Below are 21,952 nucleotides of genomic sequence, written 5' to 3'. Positions count from 1 at the left end.
GCTGGTGGAGTTGACGTGCGTGGTCATGACGGACTGGAACTGCCCGTCGCGCTCCGACGCCTTCACGGGCCAGGCGGCACCGATGAAGGAGTCGAACAGGAGGCGCCGGAGGTTGGCCACCGCGTGGGCGGACATCCTCGCCGGCAGGTACGCGAGCATGAGCTGCAGCGCCCCGCGCACCAGGGCGACGCCGACGCCGACGGCGAACATGACGTCGAGCGGCTGGCTCACGCTCAACGGCCCGACGTCGAGACTCACCCGGGTCTCGCCGGTGCTGAGGGCCCCGGCGATGGCCCCGACGACGGCGAGGAGCACAGCCTCGACGCCGCCGGCGATGACCGAGCCGGTGACCAGCAGGACCGCCTCGAGCCTGGAGGTGCGGAAGAACGGCGCGAGGCGCCGCCATGCCGCCCGGGTCCTCCTGGCGACGGCGACCGGGTTGGCCCGCCCCCTCGCCGGTGGCGGAGCTGCTTTCCGCGGCACGGTGGTTCCCTCCGCTGTTCTTCGGGCGCCTGGTGGGAGGCCCGGGCGGGCGTCCCGCCGGCCGCGGCGGGGTGGAGTCCCGGGCGGGGATCCTCCTGGCCGCGTTCGCCACACGGTAGCCGCGCGGGACCCGCGGCGGAGGCGAATGCGGAGGCATTCCGGCCCCGCCCCGGCCGCGTTGGGCTGCGCCGCAACTGCGAGGCCCAATCCGGACACCTCGTGCGGACCGCGCCCTACAGTGCGGTTCGTGGAGCTCGCCGCACTGCTGGAACCCGGCAGCCGGGTGATCGACGTCGGGGCCGACGGTCCCGCGGTTGCCTCGGCGTTGGCCGCCTGCGGCCGTGGGCGCTACCTCGGGCTCGTCCCGCCCGGGCAGCTCGACGCGGTCAGGGCGAGGGCGGGGTCCCTCGCGGGCCGCTTCGTCGCGCTCGAGCCCGGTCTCGTGGCACGCAGCAGCACGGACCTCGTCATCCTGCGCGCCGAGTTCGGGCGGTGCGTCTGGTCGTTCCGGGACCTGCGCCACGCCCGTCTCGTCGCGGTGGAGCGGCCGGCCGGCGCCCGTGCCCTCGAGGTGAGGCTGGCGGAACTGGTGCCGCGGCTGTCGCACCGGGCGGTCCCGCGCGGCCGTTACACGTGTGCCGGGCACGAGTTCGACGTCCTCGAGGTCCACGGCCCGACGCGGCGCCGCGCCCGCCGTTACCTCTCCCCGTACTGGGGGGGTCACGGGTCTGGCCGAGCGGCTCCAGGAGCGCGGTGTGCGTCACGCCGTGCTGCGGTGGTTCGAGAACCTGCCGGAGATGGAGCCGGGGGAGGACCTGGACCTGCTGGTCGCGGACGAGGACCTCGCCGTGGTCGAGGCGCTGCTCGACGAGGAGCCCGGGACCATCCCGGTGGACCTCTACAGCGAGTCCGGCCAGACGGGGACCGACTACCACGGCATGGCCTACTACCCGCCCGCGCTGGCGCGCCAGCTGCTCGAGCGGGCGGTGGTGCACCGCAGCGGCTGCCGCGTGCCCGCCCCGGTCGACCACCTCCACTCGCTGGCCTACCACGCCGTCTACCACAAGGGACCGCGCTCGGGACTCGCGTCGCGGACCTCGTCCTGGCGCGAGCCGGAGCCCGAGCACGACTACACCTCGATCCTCGGGGAGCTCGCCGGCCGCCTCGGGGTGCCGCTGGAGCTGACCCTCGAGGGCGTCGACGAGTACCTGCAGGCCGTGGACTGGCAGCCGCCGCCGGACACCCTGCGCCGCCTGGCAGCGACCAACCCGTGGATCCGCCCGCCCGACCTGGACGCGGCCGAGGTGCCGGAGCCGTCGGTCTTCCTGGTGCGCGAGCGCACGCTGGACGTGCTGACCCTGGCGGACGTCGACCGGGTGCTGCGCACCCTCGGCTTCGAGACCGTGCTCCGGCGCGAGCTGGACGACGACGCGCGCCGGCGCTGCACCGAGACCATGCGCGGCGGCAACTGGAGCCGCGGCCCGTTCCCGCGGTCCGGAGGCCGCCCCGCCGTCGTCGTCGTCGCCCTCCACCACGGACCCCGCCGACCGGGTCCGGCCCTGCGGGCGCAGTACCCGTGGCTGTCCAACCTCGACATCTACCTGGCGAAGACCCGTCTGCGCGACCTCGTCGCCTCGCGGGTGCCCGAGGGGCAGCGGTTCAACCCCGTGCACTCCTCCGACAACGAGCCGGAGGCGTGGGAGTACGTCGAGCTGGCCGTGCCCGACGCGGCGGAGGAGCTGCGCGAGGAGGTCCGCCGCCGGCGCGCGGAGTACGCCACCGACGCCCCCGTCGTCGCGGTGCTGAGCCGCGGCCGCCGCGCCAAGGTGGAGCTGGTGGAGCACGACGGCGGCCTCGCCGTCCGCAAGACGTTCGCCCGCTCCGCCCGGGCCCACCTGGAGCGGGAGGTGCGGGGGCTGCGCGAGCTCACGCCCCACGTGCGCGTCCCCGAGCTGCTCGGGGTGGGACCGAACTGGGTGCTCACCAGCCACCACCCCGACCGGCTCCGCGTCGCGGACCGGCCCGGCGGCCGGCTGGTCCCGCTCCGGGCGGCGCGCGAGATGGTCGACGTCCTGCGCCGCGTGCACGCCGAGGGGTACGACCTCATCGACGCCAAGCCCCAGAACTTCCTCCTCGACGCCGACGGGTTGCGGCTCGTGGACCTCGAGTTCCTCCACGGGTACGACGGCGACCGGCCCCCGTTCAGCGACCTCTACGGGTTCGTCGGTGTGCCGGAGGACTTCGACGGCGACCTGCCCTTCGTCGACGACCTCTCCTACGACCTGCGCTGGCGCCCGTACGTCGGGCTGTCGAAGGAGGCGCTGCTCGACGGTGCCGCCTGGGAGCAGCACCTGCGACGCGCCACCTTCCGGCTCACCCGGGTGCTGACCGGCTCCAGCGAGCCGGTCCGCCGGGGCGGGCGCGTCCTCCTCCGCACCGCCCGGGGAGCCCGGCGCACCGCCGCGACGGCGTACCACGCGTGGGCACGCACCGCAACCCTGCTCGCCACGACCATCGCCCTGTCCGTGGCGCCCGCCGCGCAGGCCGCGACGCAGACCGGCGGCGCCGTCGCCCCGGCCGCCGAGGCGTCGGTCACCGCGGCCGAGCAGGTGCTCACGTGGACGGCCGGCAACAGCATGGACGCCTACACGTCCGCCCCGACGGAGGCGGTCGCCGGCCCGACGACGATCGTGTTCGAGAACAGCCTGGCCACCGGCAACACCACCGGCATGACGCACACGCTGACGTTCGACACGTCGACCCCGGGGTACAACCACGACGTCGACCTCAACATCATCGCCAGCCCGTTCGACGCGAAGGGTGGTCTGCACACCGTCGACGTCACGCTCACCCCCGGCACGTACCGCTACTTCTGCGCCATCCCGGGCCACGGGATGATGGTCGGGGAGTTCACCGTCGCCGACGACGGCGGGTCCGGGCCGGGCGACACCACGGCACCCGCCACGACCGCCGAGGTCACCGGCACCCAGGACGACGACGGCGCCTACGTCGGCACCGCCACCGTCGCCCTGACCGCCACCGACGCCGACTCCGACGTCGAGACCGTCGAGTACAACCTCGACGGGACCGGCTGGACCGCCTACACCGAGGCGCTGAGCGTCACCGAGCTCGGCGAGCACACCCTGCAGTACCGGGCCACCGACACCGCCGGCAACACCTCCGAGGCCCAGTCGGTGACCTTCACCGTCGTCGCCGACGAGCCAGAGCCGGAGCCCGACACCACCGCCCCGGCGGCCACCGCCGAGGTCACCGGCACCCAGGACGACGACGGCGCCTACGTCGGCACCGCCACCGTCGCCCTGACCGCCACCGACGCCGACTCCGACGTCGAGTCCCTCGAGTACAACCTCAACGACGCCGGGTGGACCTCCTACGTCGAGCCCGTCGCCGTCAGCACGGTCGGTGCCCACACCCTGCAGTACCGCGCCACCGACACCGCCGGCAACACCTCCGAGGCCCAGTCGGTGACCTTCACCGTCGTCGCCGACGAGCCCGACCCCCGAGCCCGACACCACCGCCCCGGCGGCCACCGCCGAGGTCACCGGCACCCAGGACGACGACGGCGCCTACGTCGGCACCGCCACCGTCGCCCTGACCGCCACCGACGCCGACTCCGACGTCGAGACCGTCGAGTACAACCTCGACGGGACCGGCTGGACCGCCTACACCGAGGCGCTGAGCGTCACCGAGCTCGGCGAGCACACCCTGCAGTACCGCGCCACCGACACCGCCGGCAACACCTCCGAGGCCCAGTCGGTGACCTTCACCGTCGTCGCCGACGAGCCAGAGCCGGAGCCCGACACCACCGCCCCGGCGGCCACCGCCGAGGTCACCGGCACCCAGGACGACGACGGCGCCTACGTCGGCACCGCCACCGTCGCCCTGACCGCCACCGACGCCGACTCCGACGTCGAGACCGTCGAGTACAACCTCAACGACGCCGGGTGGACCTCCTACGTCGAGCCCGTCGCCGTCAGCACGGTCGGTGCCCACACCCTGCAGTACCGTGCCACCGACACCGCCGGCAACACCTCCGAGGCCCAGTCGGTTACCTTCACCGTCGTCGCCGACGAGCCCGACCCCGAGCCCGAGCCGGAGCCGGGCGACCAGTGCACCGACTCGGACACCCGCGAGTTCGTGACCGTCGGTGACGTCGTCACCGAGGTCACCAACCTGGACGTCGGCGACGGCTGCACGATCAACGACCTCATCGACGAGTCCTCGGGGCACGCCAGCCACGGCGCCTTCGTCACGCACGTCGCCGAGGTCACGACCGGCCTGCGCAAGGAGGGGCACATCAGCGGAGCCGAGCGGGGCGCCATCGTGAGCGCCGCCGCCCGCAGCGACGTCGCGCAGCAGTAGTCCGCACGTCCGGCGAATCTGGGCCCCCGGCCCGCAGCAACCGTCTGCGGGCCGGGGGCCCTTCGCAATCCGGGTTCCCGTTCTCCTCCCTTGGCGAACGGACCCGGTATTCGTTGCGCCACCGCGGCGATCCCGAAAGGATCACGGTGTGAGACTCGTCGCCGTCGTGAGGTCGCTGGCTGTGGCCGCCCTCGTCACCGTTCCCGCCGTCACCGTCGCGGGGCCCGCAGCGGCCGAGCCGCCCACCAACCTGGCGGACCAGGTCACCGACACGGCCGAGGTCCTCAGCGACAGCGACGTCACCGAGATCCAGGCCGCCTTCGACGAGGTGCAGAACGAGACGGGCCAGATGGTCTTCGTCGCCTTCGTCGACAGCTTCGACGGCATGAGCGCGGAGCAGTGGTCCGTCGACACCGCGAACCAGTCGAACCTCGGCCCCGACAACGTGCTGCTCTCGGTCGCCGTCGGCGAAGGGGCGTACGGCTACGGCCTCCACCCGGACTCCCCCGTCAGCGACGAGGAGATGCAGCAGCTCCTGCGTGACGACGTGGTGCCGGCCCTCGGCTCGGAGGACTGGACGCAGGCGTCCATCGCCTTCGCCCAGGGCGTCGGGGACGCCGCCGAGGGCGACCTGTCCGGCTCGGGCGGCGGCGGAGGCATGGGCGGCTTCCTCACCATCGCGCTCCTGGGTCTGGTGGTCGTCGGCGGCATCGGCCTGATCTCCGTCTTCCGACGCCGCAAGGGCGGGGAGGCGCAGCCTCGCCAGGCCAGGCAGCAGCTCCCGCCGAACCACCCCCTCAACCTGCCCACCCCGGAGCTCGCGAAGCGGGCCGGGTCCGCCCTGCTCGGGGCGGACGACGCCATCCGCAGCTCCGAGGAGGAGCTCGGCTTCGCCAAGGCGCAGTTCGGGCTGCAGGCCACCGACCAGTTCACGGCCGCGCTCGAGGAGGCGAAGCGGAAGGCGCAGCGCGCCTTCACCGTCCGTCAGCAGCTCGACGACGACGTCCCGGAGACGGAGCCGCAGCAGCGGCAGATGTACGCGGAGATCCTCCAGCTCACGTCCGAGGTCGACGAGACGCTGTCGTCCCAGGCGCAGCACTTCGTGAAGCTTCGCGACATGCAGGCGCGCGCCCCGCAGGTGCTCTCCGAGCTGGACCAGCGGGCCACGGAGGTCGAGCGTCAGATCGAGGGCGCCCGCGCCCAGCTCGCCCGCCTGGCCACCCAGTACCCGAGGACGGCGCTCGCCTCCGTGCTGAACAACCCCGACCAGGCGAAGGCGCTGCTCGTCTCCGCCCACGAGTCGGTGGCGACGGGCCGCACGAAGGTCGAGGCCGGGGACCGGCAGACCGCCGTCACCCACGCCCGCGTGGCCGAGGAGGCCATCGCACAGGCCAACACCCTGCTCAACGCCGTCAACGGTGCCGGGGACGCCCTGGCCGACGCCGGCACGCGCCTCGACGCCGCCCTCGCCTCCATCACCCGCGACGTCCAGGACGCCAACCGGCTCGCACCGAACGACCCCGCCGTGATCGCCCGCCGCAAGGAGGCCGAGGCGGCCATCGCCCAGGGGCACCAGGCGCGCACCGGCGGCGACCCCGCTGGCCGCGCTCCAGCGCCTCCAGTCCGCCGAGACGGCGATCGACACGGTCCTCGCGCCCGCCCGCGACGCCGACGAGAACCGGCGCCGTGCCGCCGCCCAGCTGCAGGACCGGCTCGGCCGGCTGAACTCCCAGATCCCGCGCCGTCTCCGACTACATCTCCACCCGCCGCGGCACCGTCGGCGCCGAGGCGCGCACGCGGCTGTCCGAGGCGGCTCGTCTCGCCTCCGAGGCGAACCACCTGTCCACCACGGACCCGGTCGCCGCCATGCAGAGGGTGGCGCAGGCCGAGCAGATGGCGGCCGACGCCCAGCGCCTCGCCGAGCGCGACAGCGACCGCTACGACCCCGTGGGGGCGGCGGAGGCTGGGGCGGCGGCTACGGACGCCGTCGTCCGCCGACGGCGGAGCAGGCCCAGGGCCGATGCCCCGGCCGCCGCGGGAACCGGACGCGCCGGGGAGGGCCCGGGCGGCGCGGCTACGCTGGGAGGCATCATGACCGAGAACCTCGCCACGGCCCCGACGGACTCCGCCGTCCGGGTGCGCTTCTGCCCCTCGCCCACCGGTACCCCGCACGTGGGGCTGATCCGCACCGCACTCTTCAACTGGGCGCACGCCCGGCACGTGGGCGGCACGTTCGTGTTCCGCATCGAGGACACCGACCCCGCCCGTGACTCCGAGGAGAGCTACCAGCAGATCCTCGAGGCGCTCCGCTGGCTCGGGCTCGACTGGGACGAGGGCGTCGAGACCGGCGGTCCGTACGGCCCGTACCGGCAGTCCGAGCGGATGGACGTCTACCGCGACGTGGCGCAGAAGCTCCTCGAGGCGGGCCACGCGTACGAGTCGTTCTCCACGCCGGAGGAGATCGAGGAGCGGCACCGGGCGGCGGGCCGCGACCCGAAGCTCGGCTACGACGGGTACGACCGCGACCTCACGGACGAGCAGAGGGCCGCCTACCGCGCCGAGGGGCGCGAGCCCGTGCTGCGCGTGCGCATGCCCGACGAGGACGTCACCTTCACCGACCTCGTGCGCGGCGACGTGACGTTCAAGGCCGGCTCGATCCCCGACTTCGTCATCGTCCGCGCCAACGGCTTCCCGTTGTACACGCTGACCAACCCGGTCGACGACGCGCTGATGAAGATCACCCACGTGCTGCGCGGCGAGGACCTGCTCTCCTCGACCCCGCGGCAGGTGGTGCTGTACCGGGCGCTGCTCGACCTCGGCGTCGCGGACGTGATGCCGGTCTTCGGGCACCTTCCGTACGTGATGGGGGAGGGGAACCGCAAGCTCTCCAAGCGGGACCCGGAGTCCAACCTGTTCCTGCACCGCGAGCGGGGCTTCACCCCGGAGGGGCTGCTGAACTACCTGGCGCTGCTGGGCTGGGGCATCTCGGCGGACAACGACATCTTCTCCAAGGAGGAGATGGTCGAGGCCTTCGACGTCGCGAACGTCAACCCCAACCCCGCGCGGTTCGACCTCAAGAAGGCGGAGGCCATCAACGCCACCCACGTGCGGATGCTGGCGCCGGAGGACTTCCGCGCCCGCCTGGTCCCGTACCTGCACGCCGCGGGCCTGGTGCCCGCCGCGACCTTCGGCGAGCTCGGCGAGAGGGAGCAGGAGCTGCTCGTCCACGCCGCGCCGCTGGTGCAGGAGCGGATGACCCTGCTCGGCGAGGCCGTCGGCATGCTCGGCTTCCTCTTCCGGTCCGACGACGAGCTCGTGATCGAGGACGACGCGCGGAAGGCCCTGCGGGCAGAGGCGGCGGACGTCCTGGACGCCTCCGTCGCGGCCCTCGAGCCGCTGGAGGACTTCACCACCGAGGCGGTGGAGGCGGCGCTGCGCGCAGCCGTCGTCGAGGGCATGGGCGTCAAGCCGAAGTTCGCCTTCACACCGCTGCGCGTGGCCGTCACCGGCCGGCGGGTCTCCCCGCCGCTGTTCGAGTCGATGGAGCTCCTCGGCCGCGGGGCGACCCTCGCCCGGCTGCGCGCCCTGCGGTCCGGTCTCGCGTCCGAGCAGGCCTGACGACGGCGGAGCCCGGCCCTGAGGGCGGTGGCGCCGCCTGATGTCGCGGGCGCCCCTGGCGGCGGCGCTCGGTGGGCCCACCGCCGCCTCAGCGCACCGTAGGGTCCCATCGCCAGCTCGTCAGCCGGCCGTACCCCGCCAGCTCCTCACGTCCCGTCTGCCACAGCAGCCGGTCCTGGAAGGTCCCGACCTCCGGCGTGCCCGGGAACAGGCGGGCGAGCACGCCCTCGCAGAGGTCCTCGGGCAGGTCCGCGACCTCGTCGTCCAGTGCGCTCAGCACGTCCCACGCGTGGATGACGACCTCGCAGACGCCCATCGCCGCGAAGCCGCCCGCGTCGGACATGCCGTCGGGGTGCCAGGCCCGCGCCGTGGCCGGGAGCAGCTGCACCTGGCCGGCGAGCAGCTGGGCCATGGCTTCGAGCGTTCTCGCGAGGCCCTCGGCTCCCGCCGCGCGGTCGACCTGCAGGAGGTTTGGCCCCTCCCCCGGGGGCGTCAGCGGGAGATAGCCGTCCTCGAGGCGTCCTGCGAGCTGCAGCGCGTAGGCGAGCTGGTTGTCCGCGACGTGCTCGGCCGTGTACCAGCAGGACCACTCCAGCCCGCGTGCCGGCTGGTCGTAGTCGAACCCGCTCTCGGGGCGGCCGCGCAGCTCGGTGGCGAACCACTGTGCGGCGTGACGGACGTCGTCAGGTTCCATGGCCTGACGCTAGCGGCGCCGGGACGACGGCGGACAGTCCGGGAGGAGGGGGCTCTCCGTCGCGCCTGGCTCAGAAGTCGGTGGCGGTGGTCCCGTGGAGGGTGGTCCCGGCGACGAAGCTGTCCCACGCGTTCTCGTCCAGCCCGCCGGAGGGACAGATGTGGACGAGCCCGACCAGCACCTGGTCCGCGGAGGAGGCCCGCAGGACCATCATCACGTCCAGCTCCTGGGACCCCGACGCGGCCGTGAGGGAGACCTCGCGGGCGGCGAGCGGGCCGGCGTCTGACGGGATGGCGGCGTCCTCCCGCCCGGTCTCGGTGACGTCGCCGAGGGCGGACGTCGCGTTCTCGATGGCCGTGTCGGTGTAGGTCGAGTCGTCGATGCCCGCGTCGGGGATCACCTCGTGCGTCAGCTGCAGCAGGCACGACAGGTCGGTGTTCTCCAGCTGGACCACCGTGTCGGCCGGCGGGTCCTCGGAGAGGGCGTAACCCTCGACCTCGGGGTAGTCCCACGTGACCGTGGCCGGCTCCGCGGCGGCGCTCGGCGCGGGCGCGGAGGACGTGGTGCCGTCCACGCCCGGTGTGGCTCCGCCCTCGGAGCCTGCGCCCGGTGCACGCCGCGAGGCCCGCGGCCACGAGTGCGCCGGAGGCAAGGAACCCGAGTGTGCGGGCGGGACGCGGGAGGGTAGTTCGGGGCATGGAGCAGTTCCCTCGGTCGGGTGGGCGTGCCTCTCGAAGATATCCGACGAGCCGACGGGCCGAGGCTGCGCGGAGCGGGCGGCCGGGTCGCCGTGAGAACCGTCACGGATGGCTCTCCGGGTTTGGAGAGGCCCCTCGGCTCGGGTAATGTTCTTCGACGGTACGACCCCCGCCCGCCCCGCCGGCGGCGCGGAGGTTATACCCCTTGGGGTATGGTGTAATTGGCAGCACGACTGATTCTGGTTCAGTTAGTCTAGGTTCGAGTCCTGGTACCCCAGCCAAGCGGAAGGCCCACAGCCGACCGTGGCACCTCAGGGTGCCGAGCCCCCATCGTTTAGTGGCCTAGGACACCGCCCTCTCACGGCGGCGGCGCCGGTTCGAATCCGGCTGGGGGTACGTCGGAAGGCCCCGCACCTCGGTGCGGGGCCTTCGTGCATGTGGCGCCCGGTCGGGTCTCGTGCTCCGTCGGACCGGCGGGCCTCGACACGGGGAGCCGGTCGCGCCGGCGCTGTGCCTGACGTCACAGGCCCGTCCACGCTCTCGGGTCGATACCTCGGCGCCCCTCTGGTAATGTCTTCCGAGGTCGCCGCAAGGAGACCGACAACCAAAGATCACGCCCCCCATCGTTTAGTGGCCTAGGACACCGCCCTCTCACGGCGGCGGCGCCGGTTCGAATCCGGCTGGGGGGTACCACGGAGAAGGTTCTCGTCTGCACAGGCGAGGACCTTCTTGCGTTTCACGGGTTGCCCCCGCAGGCTTCCCGTCCGCCCGCGGCCTGACGAGCGGCGGTGCCAGGGTGATCGGGGTTTCGGTGCGCATTCCTTCGGTCCGGGCGTCGTGCACGCGCCGAACCAAGGACGTGCACCGAGGAGTGCAGGGCGAGCGACTCGCGCGGGAGCGACCTGTCCCCGGTGACGAGACGGCCCGGTCCCCGAGAACGGGGGCCGGGCGTCGTGGTGCTGAGCGGAACGGTGTACCGGGGCGGGCGAGTTCCTCGAGCGGGAGTAGTCGCGGACGCGCGGCGCGCCTCCGGGTCAGTCCTCCTCGGTGCGCCTGAGCACCTCGGTGAGCCGGTTGGCGGCGGCGACGACGGCGGCCGCGTGCAGACGGCCCGGCTGGCGGCCCATCCGCTCGATGGGGCCGGAGACGGAGACGGCGGCGAGCACCCGGCCGGACGGTCCGCGCACCGGCGCGGAGATCGAGGCGACGCCGGGCTCGCGCTCGGCGACGGACTGCGCCCATCCGCGGCGACGCACCGCGGAGAGCATGGTGGCGGTGAAGTTGGCGCCGTGCAGGCCGCGGTGGAGGCGGTCCGGCTCCTCCCAGGCCAGGAGCACCTGGGCGGCGGAGCCCGCCAGCATGCTCAGCGTCGCGCCGACCGGGATGGAGTCGCGAAGACCCATGGGACGCTCGGCGGCCGCGACGCAGATGCGCTGGTCGCCCTGGCGGCGGTAGAGCTGCGCGCTCTCGTTGGTGTGGTCGCGCAGCGCCGTCAGCACCGGGCCGGCGGCGGCGAGCAGCCGGTCCTCGCCGGCGGCGGAGGCCAGCTCCGCCAGGCGCGGACCGAGGATGAACCGTCCCTGCATGTCGCGCGCGACAAGACGGTGGTGCTCGAGCGCGACGGCGAGTCGGTGCGCCGTCGGGCGTGCGAGGTGGGTGGCGCTCACGAGCTGGGCGAGAGTGGCAGGCCCGGCCTCCAGCGCACCGAGAACCGTGGCGGCCTTGTCAAGGACGCCGACTCCGCTAGAGTTGTCCATGGGTCGATATTGACATCTCAGTGGGTGAGATTGCAAGTACGCCGAACGTGCATGCGGCCCCTGACGATCCGAGGGAGAGACGATGAGCGGAACGCTGGCCGAGAAGGTGTGGGACGCGCACGTGGTGCGCAGGGGCGCCGACGGTGCGCCCGACCTTCTCTACATCGACCTGCACCTGGTGCACGAGGTCACCAGCCCCCAGGCGTTCGAGGGCCTCCGGCTCGCCGGACGGCAGGTGCGCCGCCCCGATCTCACGATCGCGACGGAGGACCACAACACCCCCACGCTCAACATCGACCGGCCGATCGCGGACCCGACCAGCCGGACGCAGATCCAGACCCTCCGCAACAACGCCGAGGAGTTCGGCATCCGCCTGCACTCCCTGGGCGACGCCGACCAGGGCATCGTGCACGTCGTCGGCCCGCAGCTCGGCCTGACCATGCCCGGCCTGACCGTGGTCTGCGGCGACTCCCACACCTCCACCCACGGGGCCTTCGGCGCGCTCGCCTTCGGTATCGGCACCTCCGAGGTCGAGCACGTGCTCGCCACGCAGACCCTGCCGCTGACCCCCCTTCCGGACGATGGCGATCAACGTCGAGGGTGAGTTGCGCGAGGGCACCACGGCCAAGGACATCATTCTCGCGATCATCGCGAAGATCGGTACCGGCGGCGGCCAGGGCTACGTGCTGGAGTACCGCGGCGAGGCCATCCGCAACCTCTCCATGGAGGCGCGGATGACGATCTGCAACATGTCGATCGAGGCGGGTGCGCGCGCCGGCATGATCGCGCCGGACGAGACCACGTTCGAGTACATCAAGGGCCGCCCGCACGCCCCGCAGGGCGCGGACTGGGACGCCGCGGTGGAGTACTGGAGGACCCTGCGCAGCGACGACGACGCGGTCTTCGACGCCGAGATCACCCTGCGTGCCGACGAGCTCGAGCCGTTCGTCACCTGGGGCACCAACCCGGGCCAGGGGCTGCCGCTCTCCGCTCGCGTGCCGGACCCGGTCGACATCGCGGACGAGTCAGCCCGCAAGGCGGCCGAGCGCGCCCTCGAGTACATGGCGCTCACGCCCGGCACGCCGCTGCGCGACATCGCCGTGGACACCGTCTTCATCGGCTCGTGCACGAACGGGCGTATCGAGGACCTCCGCGCCGTCGCCGAGATCGTCAAGGGCCGGAGGAAGCACGACGACGTCCGCGTGCTCGTCGTGCCCGGCTCCGCCCGCGTCCGGCTGCAGGCCGAGGCCGAGGGGCTGGACAAGGTGTTCCTCGACTTCGGCGCCGAGTGGCGCAACGCCGGGTGCTCGATGTGCCTCGGCATGAACCCCGACCAGCTCGCGCCGGGGGAGCGGGCCGCCTCGACGTCGAACCGCAACTTCGAGGGCCGGCAGGGCAAGGGCGGGCGCACCCACCTCGTCTCCCCGCTGGTCGCGGCCGCCACCGCCGTCCGGGGCACGCTGTCCGCCCCGGCCGACCTCGTCCCCGCCGCCGAGCCCGTCCACGCCTGAGGAGCGAAGAACCATGGAGAAGTTCACCCAGCACACCGGCGTCGGCGTCCCCCCTGCGGCGCAGCAACGTCGACACCGACCAGATCATCCCCGCCGTCTACCTCAAGCGCGTCACCCGCACCGGCTTCGAGGACGCCTTGTTCGCCGCGTGGCGCGGCGATGCGGACTTCGTCCTCAACCAGCCCGCGTACGCCGCCGGCTCCGTGCTCGTCGCCGGGCCGGACTTCGGCACCGGCTCCTCCCGCGAGCACGCGGTGTGGGCGCTGAAGGACTACGGCTTCCGCGTGGTCCTCTCCCCGAAGTTCGCGGACATCTTCCGTGGCAACGCCGGCAAGCAGGGCCTCGTGGCCGGTGTCATCAGCCAGGAGGACGCCGAGATGATCTGGAAGGTGCTCGAGAACGAGCCGGGCACCGAGGTGACCGTCGACCTGGTGGAGCGGACCGTCGCCGTCGGCGACGTGCACACCACCTTCCAGATCGACGACTACACGCGCTGGCGTCTGCTCGAGGGGCTCGACGACATCGGCCTGACCCTGCAGAACGAGGGCGACATCACCGCCTACGAGGAGACCCGCGCGGCCTGGCGGCCGAAGACCCTGCCCGCGAGGACGCTTCCCCCCCGTGCACGTCATGGCCGCCCGCCCCGTGGGCGGCGACGGCGCCGGACTGCCCGCCCACGCGGACGCCCCGCTGGCCTGAGCCCGGGCCGCCGTCCGGGACACGCCCGGACGCGTTCCCACGTGGGGCGACGAGCCCGACGACGCGCCCCGCGGACCCGTGCGGTCCGCGGGGCGCGTGTGTCCGAGTCGACACGCACCGCCCCTCCACGCGCCCGTGGTGCCGCACGTATCCTGATCCGACCGCGGACCACACGGGTCCGCTAGAACTGGTGCCCCAGCAGATCCGGGGGCGGGTGAGGTGTTTATGAGCGGGCTCCTGACTGTCGAGGGTGGCACGCCGCTGACCGGTGAGATCACCGTGCGCGGCGCGAAGAACTTCGTCTCCAAGGCGATGGTTGCCTCCCTCCTGGGCGAGGGGCCGTCGGAGCTGGCGAACGTGCCCGTGATCCGCGACGTCGACGTGGTCGCCGACCTGCTGCGCCTGCACGGGGTGACGGTGGACCACGACCGTGACGCGGGCGTGCTCTACCTCGACCCCACCGACGTCGAGTCGGCGCACGTGGCGGACATCGACGCCTACGCCGGCTCCTCCCGCATCCCGATCCTCTTCTGCGGCCCGCTGCTGCACCGGCTCGGCGAGGCGTTCATCCCCGACCTGGGCGGCTGCCGGATCGGCGACCGGCCGATCGACTACCACCTGGACATCCTGCGCAGCTTCGGCGCCGTCGTCGACAAGCGGGTCCAGGGCATCCACATCTCCGCCCCCCCGGGGTCTGCAGGGGACCAAGATCCACCTGCCCTACCCCTCCGTCGGGGCGACCGAGCAGACCCTGCTGACCGCGGTGCGCGCCCAGGGCCTGACCGAGCTGCGCAACGCCGCGATCGAGCCGGAGATCACCGACCTGATCGCCGTGCTGCAGAAGATGGGCGCGATCATCTCGGTCGACACCGACCGCACCATCCGGATCGAGGGCGTCGAGCGCCTGAGCGGCTACCGCCACACCGCGCTCGCCGACCGCATCGAGGCCGGCTCCTGGGCCTCGGCCGCGCTGGCCACGCACGGCGACGTCTTCGTCCGCGGCGCCACCCAGCCCGACATGATGACCTTCCTCAACACCTTCCGGAAGGTCGGCGGCGCATTCGACGTGCGCGACGACGGCATCCGCTTCTGGCACCCCGGCGGCGACCTGCACTCGATCGTGCTGGAGACCGACGTCCACCCCGGCTTCATGACCGACTGGCAGCAGCCGCTCGTCGTCGCGCTCACGCAGGCCAAGGGCCTGTCGATCGTGCACGAGACCGTGTACGAGAACCGGTTCGGCTTCACCGACGCCCTGCGCGGCATGGGCGCCACCATCCAGATCTACCGCGAGTGCCTCGGCGGGCTGCAGTGCCGCTTCGGCCAGCGGAACTTCTACCACTCCGCCGTCGTCTCGGGCCCGACGCCCCTGAAGGCGGCGGACATCGAGGTCCCGGACCTGCGCGGCGGGTTCTCCCACCTCATCGCCGCCCTCGCCGCGAACGGCACCTCCCGGGTGCGCGGCATCAGCATCATCAACCGCGGCTACGAGAACTTCATGGGCAAGCTCGAGGCGCTCGACGCCAAGGTGACGCTGGCGGAGTCCGAGGTGGCCCCCGCCCTCTGACGGGGAACGCTCCGAGGGGCGGGGACGACGGCGCGACGCCGGGTCCCCGCCCCTCGCCGTCGGCGGGCCGTCCGCCTGTGAGCCGGCCGGCTCTTCGGCACACTGGCCGCATGAACGTCGCCGAGCTGCTCATCGAGGCCTACTCCCGCATCCCCGACGAGGCCGACCGGATCCTGCGCGGCCTGGACGAGGCGGCCCTGACCTATCGGCCCGACCCGGACGCGAACTCGATCGCCTGGCTGGTCTGGCACCTCGCCCGCGGCCAGGACGCCCAGGTGGCCGCGTGCTCCGGCGACGAGCAGGCCTGGACCGCCGACGGGTGGGCCGCCCGCATGGGGCTGCCGTTCGACCCGGCGGCCACCGGCTACGGCCAGTCCAGCGCCGAGGTCGCGCAGGTGCGCGTCGGCGCAGAGGACCTGCTCGGCTACCTCGCCGACGTGCACCGGCGCACGGTCGCGTTCCTCGCGACGCTGGCGGAGGAGGACCTCGAACGGGTCGTGGACGAGTCCTGGGACCCGCCCGTCACCCTGGGCGTGCGCCTCGTCAGCATCGTGGGCGACGACCTCCAGCACCTCGGGCAGGCGGCCTACGTGCGTGGCCTGCTCCAGCGCGCCTGACGTCCCCGGGCCGCCGTCCTCCCCGCCGCGAGACGTCCCGGCTCCCACGGACGTCATCTTCTCCGCGGGGCGCCGTGCCACCATCTGGCATGGACGCCGGCGAGGGACGCATGCCCTCCCTCGTCGCCGTGCCGGTGATCGTCCTCGCCGTGCTGCTGGGCGTCGCCCTCTCCGTCCTCGGGCTCTTCGGCTGGCTGCTGGGGCCGTCGCTGCTCGTGCTCGGCGTGGTCGGCCGGCGGACAGCCGCCCGCTGGGCCGGCTGGGCGCTCCTGGTCGGTGCCGGCCTGCTCCTCGGCACGGTGGGGTACCTGCTGCTCGTCCGATGACGGATGTCATGGCCCGTCCGTGAGCCGGTCACCGGGACCGGTGACGGGGCGCACGGCCGGCGGCCTCCGTCCGGGCAGAGGCTGTAGCCATGAACAGCAATCCCATCATCACCGTCGAGGGTCTGCGCCGTACCTACGGCTCCGGACGCCACTCCTACGAGGCCGTGCGCGGCGTCGATCTGCACGTGCGCCGGGGCGAGATCTTCGCCCTGCTCGGCACCAACGGTGCCGGCAAGACGTCGCTGCTCGAGGTCGTCGAGGGCCTCGCGCCGGCGACGGGCGGCCGGGTGCGTGTGTTCGGGAAGGACCCCCACCGGGAGCGTCACGCGGTGCGTCCGCGCACCGGCATCATGCTGCAGGAGGCCGGTTTCCCCTCCGACCTGACCACCGCGGAGACCGCGCGCATGTGGCACGGCACGCTCGCCCGCCCGCGCCCGGTGCGCGAGGCGCTGGAGATGGTCGGCCTCGCCGGCCGCGCCGACGTGCGGGTCGCCTCGCTCTCCGGCGGGGAGCGCCGCCGCCTCGACCTCGCGCTCGCAGTCATGGGACGGCCCGAGATCCTCTTCCTCGACGAGCCGACCACGGGGCTGGACCCGCAGTCGCGACGCGACGCCTGGCAGCTGGTGCGAACGCTCCTCGACCAGGGCGCCACCGTGGTCCTCACCACCCACTACCTGCAGGAGGCCGAGGAGCTGGCCGACCGGCTCGCGATCATGCACGGCGGCCGCATCGCCCGCGAGGGCACCGTCGCCGAGATCGTGGGTGCCGAACCGGCCCGGATCCGGTACCGCACCGACGACGCCGCGCTCGCCGACATCGACCTCCTCTCGGCGCTGCCGGCCCTGGCGGGGTGGCCACGGGCGGACGCCACGGGTGTCGAGCTCCAGACCACCGACCTGCAGGCGACCCTCACCGCGCTGCTCACGAGGGCCCGGCAGTCCGGTGCCGCGCTCACCCAGCTCGACGCCAGCCCGGCCTCGCTGGAGCGCGCCTTCCTCGCCGTCGCCGAGCAGGACGCCGGTGCGAGCCGGCCGACCGCCGAGGCGGTCGCCGCGTGACCACGTCGACGACCCGGGGCACCACCACGAAAGGCAGCCCGATGACCACCACCTCCGTGCCCGCAGCGGTCCGCGCCCCGCAGAGCCGCCGGATCCTCTCGCTCGTCCGCGCCGAGCTCCTGCTGCTGTTCCGTAACCGGACGACCCTCTTCAACGCCGTGGCCCTGGCACCGCTCACCGTGGCGTTCGTGGCCTGGACCGGCGGCGAGGCCCTGGCGGGCGGCGCCGCGGCGACCACCGTGGCCGGCATGCTGCTGGCGGCGCTCCTCGCCATGGCCCTCGTGGTGGTCGTGTACTACAACCTCACGACCACCTTCGTGGCCCGCCGCGAGGAGCTCGTCCTCAAGCGGCTGCTGACGGGCGACGTCTCGCAGGGTGAGGTCGTTCTCGCCTACGCCGTGCCGGCCGTGGTCATCACCGTGGCCCAGCTGGTCCTCGGCGTGGCCGCGATGGTCGTCCTCCTCGAGGCTCCCCGGGTGCAGAACCCGCTGTGGCTCCTGGCCGCCGTCGTGGGCGGCACGGTCGTGTTCGTCCTGCTCGCCGTGGCCAGCTCCGGCCTGACCCGGACGGTGGAGACCGCGCAGCTCACCACCCTCCCGGTCCTCATCGTGGCGACGGCGCTCTCCGGTGCCGTCGTCCCGCTCCACAACATGCCCGACGTCGTCGGGACCGTGGCGTCCTGGACACCGATGTATCCCCGTGGTGACGCTCGTCCAGCACGGGCTCGGCGCGGTGGCGCTCGACGGGACGGTCGCCTCGGGCGCGTGGGCCGACGTGGTCCAGCCGCTCGCGTGCGTGGCCGTGTGGGGCGCGCTGGGGGGCGGCGGCCGCCAGGCGCTGGGGGGGCGCGGGCCGACGCGTTCGCACGGCGGCGGGAAGGTCGCCCAGCGCGTCCCGCACGCCGGCCCGGTGGGGCCTGCCTGCCTGCCACGCCTCTCGCGCCCGGCCGACGACGTCGCGCCAGGGCAGCCGCATCGCGGCGGTCAGCACGGCCGAGCGGGTGATGGCTCGCGTGCGGTCGTCCGGCGAGTGCCGCACCGGCGAGGGGTGATGGTGGACGACGACGTCGTCGAGGTAGCTCAGCGCCCAGCCTGCGGCGGTGAGGTCGAGCGCGACGCGCTCCTCCTCACCGGGGAACCGGACGACAGGGTCGAAGCCGCCGACAGCGAGGAACGCTTCCCGGCGCACCATCGCCGCGCACGCGACGAACCCGAGGATCGGCACACCCGGCAGGCCCGGCGCGGCGGGCAGCGGCGAGCGCGCCATCAGCTCGCACACGGGATCCGTCCGCTCCTGCGGTCCAACGAGGATGCGGGCGTTGACCAGGCCGAGGTGCGGGTACCCGGCGAGCGCGTCGGCGCCGGCGGCGAGCGACCCGGGCGCCCACCAGGAGTCGTCGTCGGCGAACGCCACGAACGGGGTGCGTGCGCGGCGCACACCGATGGTGCGGGCGAACGCGCCGGCGTTGCGGCGCAGCCGGACGATCTCCACGCGCGGGTGCGCCTCGCGCACTGCGTCGGCACTGCCGTCGGTGGAGGCGTTGTCGACGTAGATCACCGGGGCGCGGTGGCGGGCCAGGGAGGCGAGCAGCTCCTCGCGGCGGTCCCGGCTGGCGACCACCACCGTCACGCGCGGATCCTCCACGGCCGTGCTCATGCGTCAGCTCCCGCCACATCGCCTCCTCGACCCGTGCCGGGCACGCCGCCCGGCCCGCGGGACTGTGTGCGCCAGCTCCCCGGCCGGCGGGCCCGCTGCCAGTCACCGTGGCACGCACCACCGGGGCACGCATCCGGAGTGACGGACCGCACGCCGTCGTCGGAAATGCCCCGTCCCACCGGTCGGTTGTACCGGTCGACCGGCCCGGTCCTTGCCCCCGGGCCTCACCATCAGCCGCTACGAGCGGCCTTCCGCCGAGAGGCGGCAGCCGGGCCGGTCATCAGCTCGAAGAGCCCCGCCGTCGTCAGCCCGAAGACCACGTGCCCGACGACCCCACGCAGATGGGTCACGAGCGGGTAGGCCCGGGGCGGCGCCGTGAAGCCCAGCAGCGGGTTGGCCACCTCGTCGACGACGACGGAGACGGACAGCCCGAACGCCAGGCCCGCCGTCACGGGCCGCAGCCCGAACCCGCGCCGGAGCACGACGTAGCCCGGCGCGAGCACCGCTCCCATCGCGTAGTGGAAGGCCTCGCCGAGACGCTCGGCACGGTCGGGCTCGACCTCCCGTCCGACGAGCGACGCCGCTCTCCGGACGACGACGGCGTAGGCCACGCCCTCGCCGGCCTCCTCCTCGCGCCGGCGTGACGCCTCCGACTGCCGCTCGTAGAAGGCCGTGGTCGCCCGGTTCATCACCCAGGCCGCCCCCGACCCCGGCGACGACCGTCGCCACCGAGTCCCACGTCGGCCGCTTTCTCGTCCGGCTGTCACCGGCCACGGTTCCGCCCTCCGTCCCGACCGCTCCCCGCTGCTCCCTGCCGCTCCCTGGCCAGGATGCGGGCACCACCCGGCGGCCGCATCGTGGGAGGAAGTCCCCCGGCCACCGAGGAGCGAAAATGTCCGCCCCACGGTCCGCCCGGCACCGACCAGCTCACCTTCCAGGACCCGGTCAGGCGCTACCCGGCGATCGAGCCCCCCGAGCAGCACCAGCCCGAGCCCGGCCTCGACGCCGAGCTCGAGCCGAAGGCCGACCTGGGCGAGTTCTCCTACCGCGGCGCCGGCCGCCTCGAGGGCCGCAAGGCCCTGGTCACCGGCGGCGACTCGGGGATCGGCGCCGCCGTCGCCGTCGCGCTCGGGAGCGGGCAGCCGACCGAGAAGCTGCCGGAGTTCGGCCGGTCCACCGCGCTCGGGCGCGCGGGTCAGCCCACCGAGATGGCACCGGCGTTCGTGTTCCTGGCGTCCCCGGAGTCGAGCTACGTCGTGGGCGAGACGCTCAACGCCGACGGCGGGATGCCGACGCCGTGACCACCGTCCGCCGTCGCCGCCCCGGGCGGGACGCCCCGCCGGGGTGCGCGGGACCCGCTGGTTCGCCGCCCGGATGCGTGGCGCCGGTCACGGTGCCACGGTTGGACGCATGAGCGAGACAACGACACCTTCCGAGCAGCCGTACGACGCGTCGCAGGACCCGGACGCCGATCCCGAAGAGCTCGAGTCGCGGGAGCCGGCCGACCAGCCCGACCAAGCCGAGGGCGAGAACGACTCGGCCGAGGACGGCGGCGCCTGAGACCAGGGTCCTCGGCCGCCCCGGCCGGGCACCGCCCGCCCGGGGCGACCGCACCTGACCGCACCACCGAAGAGAGAAGGAGACCGCGTGCGCGCACTGACGTGGCAGGGCAAGGAAGACGTCCGGGTCGAGACCGTCCCCGATCCCACGCTGAAGGACCCGACCGACGCCATCGTGCGCATCACCTCCACCGCCATCTGCGGCTCGGACCTGCACCTGTACTCCGTGCTCGGTCCGTTCCTCGAGCCGGGTGACGTGCTCGGGCACGAGCCGATGGGCATCGTCGAGGAGGTCGGCTCCGAGGTCACCCACATCAGGCCGGGCGACCGCGTGGTCATCCCCTTCGTCATCGCGTGCGGCTCGTGCTGGATGTGCACCCAGGGCCTCCAGACACAGTGCGAGACCACCCAGAACCGCGAGCACGAGAAGGGCGCCTCGCTCTTCGGATACACCAAGCTCTACGGCCAGGTCCCGGGTGGCCAGGCCGAGTACCTGCGCGTCCCGATGGCGCACTACGGCCCCGTTCCGGTCCCCGACGACGGCGAGCCCGACGAGCGCTACCTCTACCTCTCCGACGTCGTCCCCACGGCCTGGCAGGCCGTGAGGTACGCGGACATCCCGCCCGGCGGCACGGTCACCGTGCTCGGGCTCGGACCGGTCGGGCAGATGTCGGCACGCATCGCACGCCACCTCGGCGCCTCCCAGGTCATCGGCGTGGACATGGTCCCCGAGCGGCTGGCGATGGCCCGCCGGCACGGCATCTCGACGCTGGACCTGAACGACGCCGGGGAGGACTTCGCCGAGTCCGTCCGCGACCTCACCGGCGGGCGCGGCACCGACTCCGTCATCGACGCGGTCGGCATGGAGGCGCACGGCTCCCCCGTGGCGAAGGGCGTCCAGGCGGGCGCCGGGATGCTGCCGGACTTCCTCGCCCGTCCGCTCTTCACCAAGGCGGGCGTGGACCGCCTCGCCGCCCTGCACGCGGCGATCGGCGTGGTGCGCCGCGGCGGCACGGTGTCCCTCTCCGGCGTCTACGGCGGCATGGTCGACCCGATGCCGCTGATGGAGATGTTCGACAAGCAGCTCAACCTGCGGATGGGCCAGGCGAACGTGCGCCGCTGGATCGACGACGTGCTGCCGCTCGTCAGCGACCCCGCCGACCCGCTCGGCGTCCTCGACCTGCGCACGCACCGCATGTCGCTGGAGGACGCCCCGCACGGGTACGAGATCTTCCAGAAGAAGGACGACGGCGCCATCAAGGTGGTCCTCGACCCCTCCCTCCCCGCCACGACGGCGGCCGGCGAGGCGCAGCAGCAGTAGCGGCG

General features: G+C 73.5%; 14 protein-coding genes, 3 tRNA genes and 6 pseudogenes. 18 read left to right on the top strand and 5 right to left on the bottom strand.

What is annotated here, in order from left to right:
* Positions 1–1,280: 1,280 nt before the first annotated feature.
* The 5 genes and pseudogenes from DA06_RS04500 to gltX form a co-directional block, all read left to right on the top strand.
* Positions 1,281–3,923: pseudogene (locus DA06_RS04500) on the top strand (OmpL47-type beta-barrel domain-containing protein); the annotation flags it as partial.
* Positions 3,924–4,095: 172 nt separating this feature from the next.
* Positions 4,096–4,506, top strand: a pseudogene (locus DA06_RS04495) (OmpL47-type beta-barrel domain-containing protein); the annotation flags it as partial.
* A 135-nt stretch (positions 4,507–4,641) separates the two neighbouring features.
* Positions 4,642–4,866, top strand: a complete 225-nt coding sequence (locus DA06_RS04490) for a hypothetical protein (RefSeq protein ID WP_418606951.1) — start codon at positions 4,642–4,644, stop codon at positions 4,864–4,866.
* 148 nt (positions 4,867–5,014) lie between these two features.
* Entirely contained in the window at positions 5,015–6,961 is a 1,947-nt protein-coding gene (locus tag DA06_RS04485) for a TPM domain-containing protein (RefSeq protein ID WP_418606949.1), read from the top strand.
* Positions 6,958–8,484, top strand: a complete 1,527-nt coding sequence (gene gltX, locus DA06_RS04480; RefSeq protein WP_043497669.1) for a glutamate--tRNA ligase — start codon at positions 6,958–6,960, stop codon at positions 8,482–8,484. Before DA06_RS04485 ends, gltX begins: the two co-directional genes overlap by 4 nt.
* An 88-nt stretch (positions 8,485–8,572) precedes the next feature.
* Here gltX and DA06_RS04475 read toward each other — a convergent pair whose 3' ends face one another.
* Positions 8,573–9,178: a maleylpyruvate isomerase N-terminal domain-containing protein gene (locus tag DA06_RS04475; protein ID WP_052436365.1), complete on the bottom strand. Its 606-nt coding sequence runs from the start codon at positions 9,176–9,178 to the stop codon at positions 8,573–8,575.
* Positions 9,179–9,248: 70 nt separating this feature from the next.
* Positions 9,249–9,752: a hypothetical protein gene (locus DA06_RS04470; protein WP_043497667.1), complete on the bottom strand. Its 504-nt coding sequence runs from the start codon at positions 9,750–9,752 to the stop codon at positions 9,249–9,251.
* 330 nt (positions 9,753–10,082) lie between these two features.
* Between DA06_RS04470 and DA06_RS04465 the strand changes: the two genes are divergently transcribed.
* The 3 genes from DA06_RS04465 to DA06_RS04455 all read left to right on the top strand — a co-directional run bounded on the left by DA06_RS04465 (position 10,083) and on the right by DA06_RS04455 (position 10,565).
* Positions 10,083–10,157 (top strand) — tRNA-Gln (locus DA06_RS04465).
* Positions 10,158–10,199: 42 nt separating this feature from the next.
* Positions 10,200–10,272: transfer RNA gene (locus tag DA06_RS04460), tRNA-Glu, on the top strand.
* A 220-nt stretch (positions 10,273–10,492) separates the two neighbouring features.
* Positions 10,493–10,565: transfer RNA gene (locus DA06_RS04455), tRNA-Glu, on the top strand.
* A gap of 345 nt (positions 10,566–10,910) precedes the next feature.
* Here the strand turns inward: DA06_RS04455 and DA06_RS04450 are convergent.
* A complete protein-coding gene (locus tag DA06_RS04450) occupies positions 10,911–11,633 on the bottom strand; it encodes an IclR family transcriptional regulator (RefSeq protein ID WP_043497665.1) in 723 nt (240 codons plus the stop codon).
* An 82-nt stretch (positions 11,634–11,715) separates the two neighbouring features.
* Here DA06_RS04450 and leuC point away from each other — a divergent pair.
* The 7 genes and pseudogenes from leuC to DA06_RS04415 all read left to right on the top strand — a co-directional run.
* A pseudogene (gene leuC / locus DA06_RS04445) lies at positions 11,716–13,144 on the top strand (3-isopropylmalate dehydratase large subunit).
* A 13-nt stretch (positions 13,145–13,157) separates the two neighbouring features.
* A pseudogene (leuD, locus tag DA06_RS04440) lies at positions 13,158–13,752 on the top strand (3-isopropylmalate dehydratase small subunit); the annotation flags it as partial.
* A 316-nt stretch (positions 13,753–14,068) separates the two neighbouring features.
* A pseudogene (gene murA / locus DA06_RS04435) lies at positions 14,069–15,410 on the top strand (UDP-N-acetylglucosamine 1-carboxyvinyltransferase).
* Positions 15,411–15,520: 110 nt separating this feature from the next.
* Complete coding sequence (locus tag DA06_RS04430) at positions 15,521–16,027, top strand: mycothiol transferase (RefSeq protein ID WP_043497662.1); 507 nt, start codon at positions 15,521–15,523, stop codon at positions 16,025–16,027.
* Between the two features lie 110 nt (positions 16,028–16,137).
* Positions 16,138–16,353 (top strand): hypothetical protein, encoded by a 216-nt coding sequence (locus DA06_RS04425; protein WP_418606946.1) that lies wholly within the window; start codon positions 16,138–16,140, stop codon positions 16,351–16,353.
* A gap of 89 nt (positions 16,354–16,442) precedes the next feature.
* Positions 16,443–17,411, top strand: a complete 969-nt coding sequence (locus DA06_RS04420) for an ABC transporter ATP-binding protein (protein ID WP_418606944.1) — start codon at positions 16,443–16,445, stop codon at positions 17,409–17,411.
* A 41-nt stretch (positions 17,412–17,452) separates the two neighbouring features.
* Positions 17,453–18,049, top strand: a pseudogene (locus DA06_RS04415) (ABC transporter permease); the annotation flags it as partial.
* Here the strand turns inward: DA06_RS04415 and DA06_RS04410 are convergent.
* Positions 18,015–19,067, bottom strand: coding sequence for a glycosyltransferase family 2 protein (locus DA06_RS04410; protein WP_418606942.1), 1,053 nt, complete (start codon positions 19,065–19,067; stop codon positions 18,015–18,017). The pseudogene DA06_RS04415 and the gene DA06_RS04410 sit on opposite strands and share 35 nt — an antisense overlap.
* A 230-nt stretch (positions 19,068–19,297) precedes the next feature.
* The gene (locus DA06_RS04405) at positions 19,298–19,756 is read right to left on the bottom strand and encodes a DUF1440 domain-containing protein (RefSeq protein ID WP_052436363.1); all 459 of its coding nucleotides are present in this window, start codon (positions 19,754–19,756) and stop codon (positions 19,298–19,300) included.
* A 141-nt stretch (positions 19,757–19,897) separates the two neighbouring features.
* Between DA06_RS04405 and DA06_RS04400 the strand changes: the two genes are divergently transcribed.
* The 3 genes from DA06_RS04400 (at position 19,898) to DA06_RS04390 (ending at position 21,947) form a co-directional block, all read left to right on the top strand.
* A complete protein-coding gene (locus DA06_RS04400) occupies positions 19,898–20,368 on the top strand; it encodes an SDR family oxidoreductase (protein ID WP_418606940.1) in 471 nt (156 codons plus the stop codon).
* A 109-nt stretch (positions 20,369–20,477) separates the two neighbouring features.
* The gene (locus tag DA06_RS04395; protein ID WP_418606939.1) at positions 20,478–20,627 is read left to right on the top strand and encodes a hypothetical protein; all 150 of its coding nucleotides are present in this window, start codon (positions 20,478–20,480) and stop codon (positions 20,625–20,627) included.
* Between the two features lie 87 nt (positions 20,628–20,714).
* Positions 20,715–21,947, top strand: a complete 1,233-nt coding sequence (locus DA06_RS04390) for a zinc-dependent alcohol dehydrogenase (protein ID WP_043497651.1) — start codon at positions 20,715–20,717, stop codon at positions 21,945–21,947.
* The last annotated feature ends 5 nt before the right edge of the window (positions 21,948–21,952 follow it).

The organism is Georgenia sp. SUBG003, assembly GCF_000715355.2.
Lineage (GTDB): Bacteria > Actinomycetota > Actinomycetes > Actinomycetales > Actinomycetaceae > Georgenia.
The sequence above is the reverse complement of the archived record's forward strand: the minus strand, read 5'-3'. Positions and strand labels throughout refer to the sequence as shown.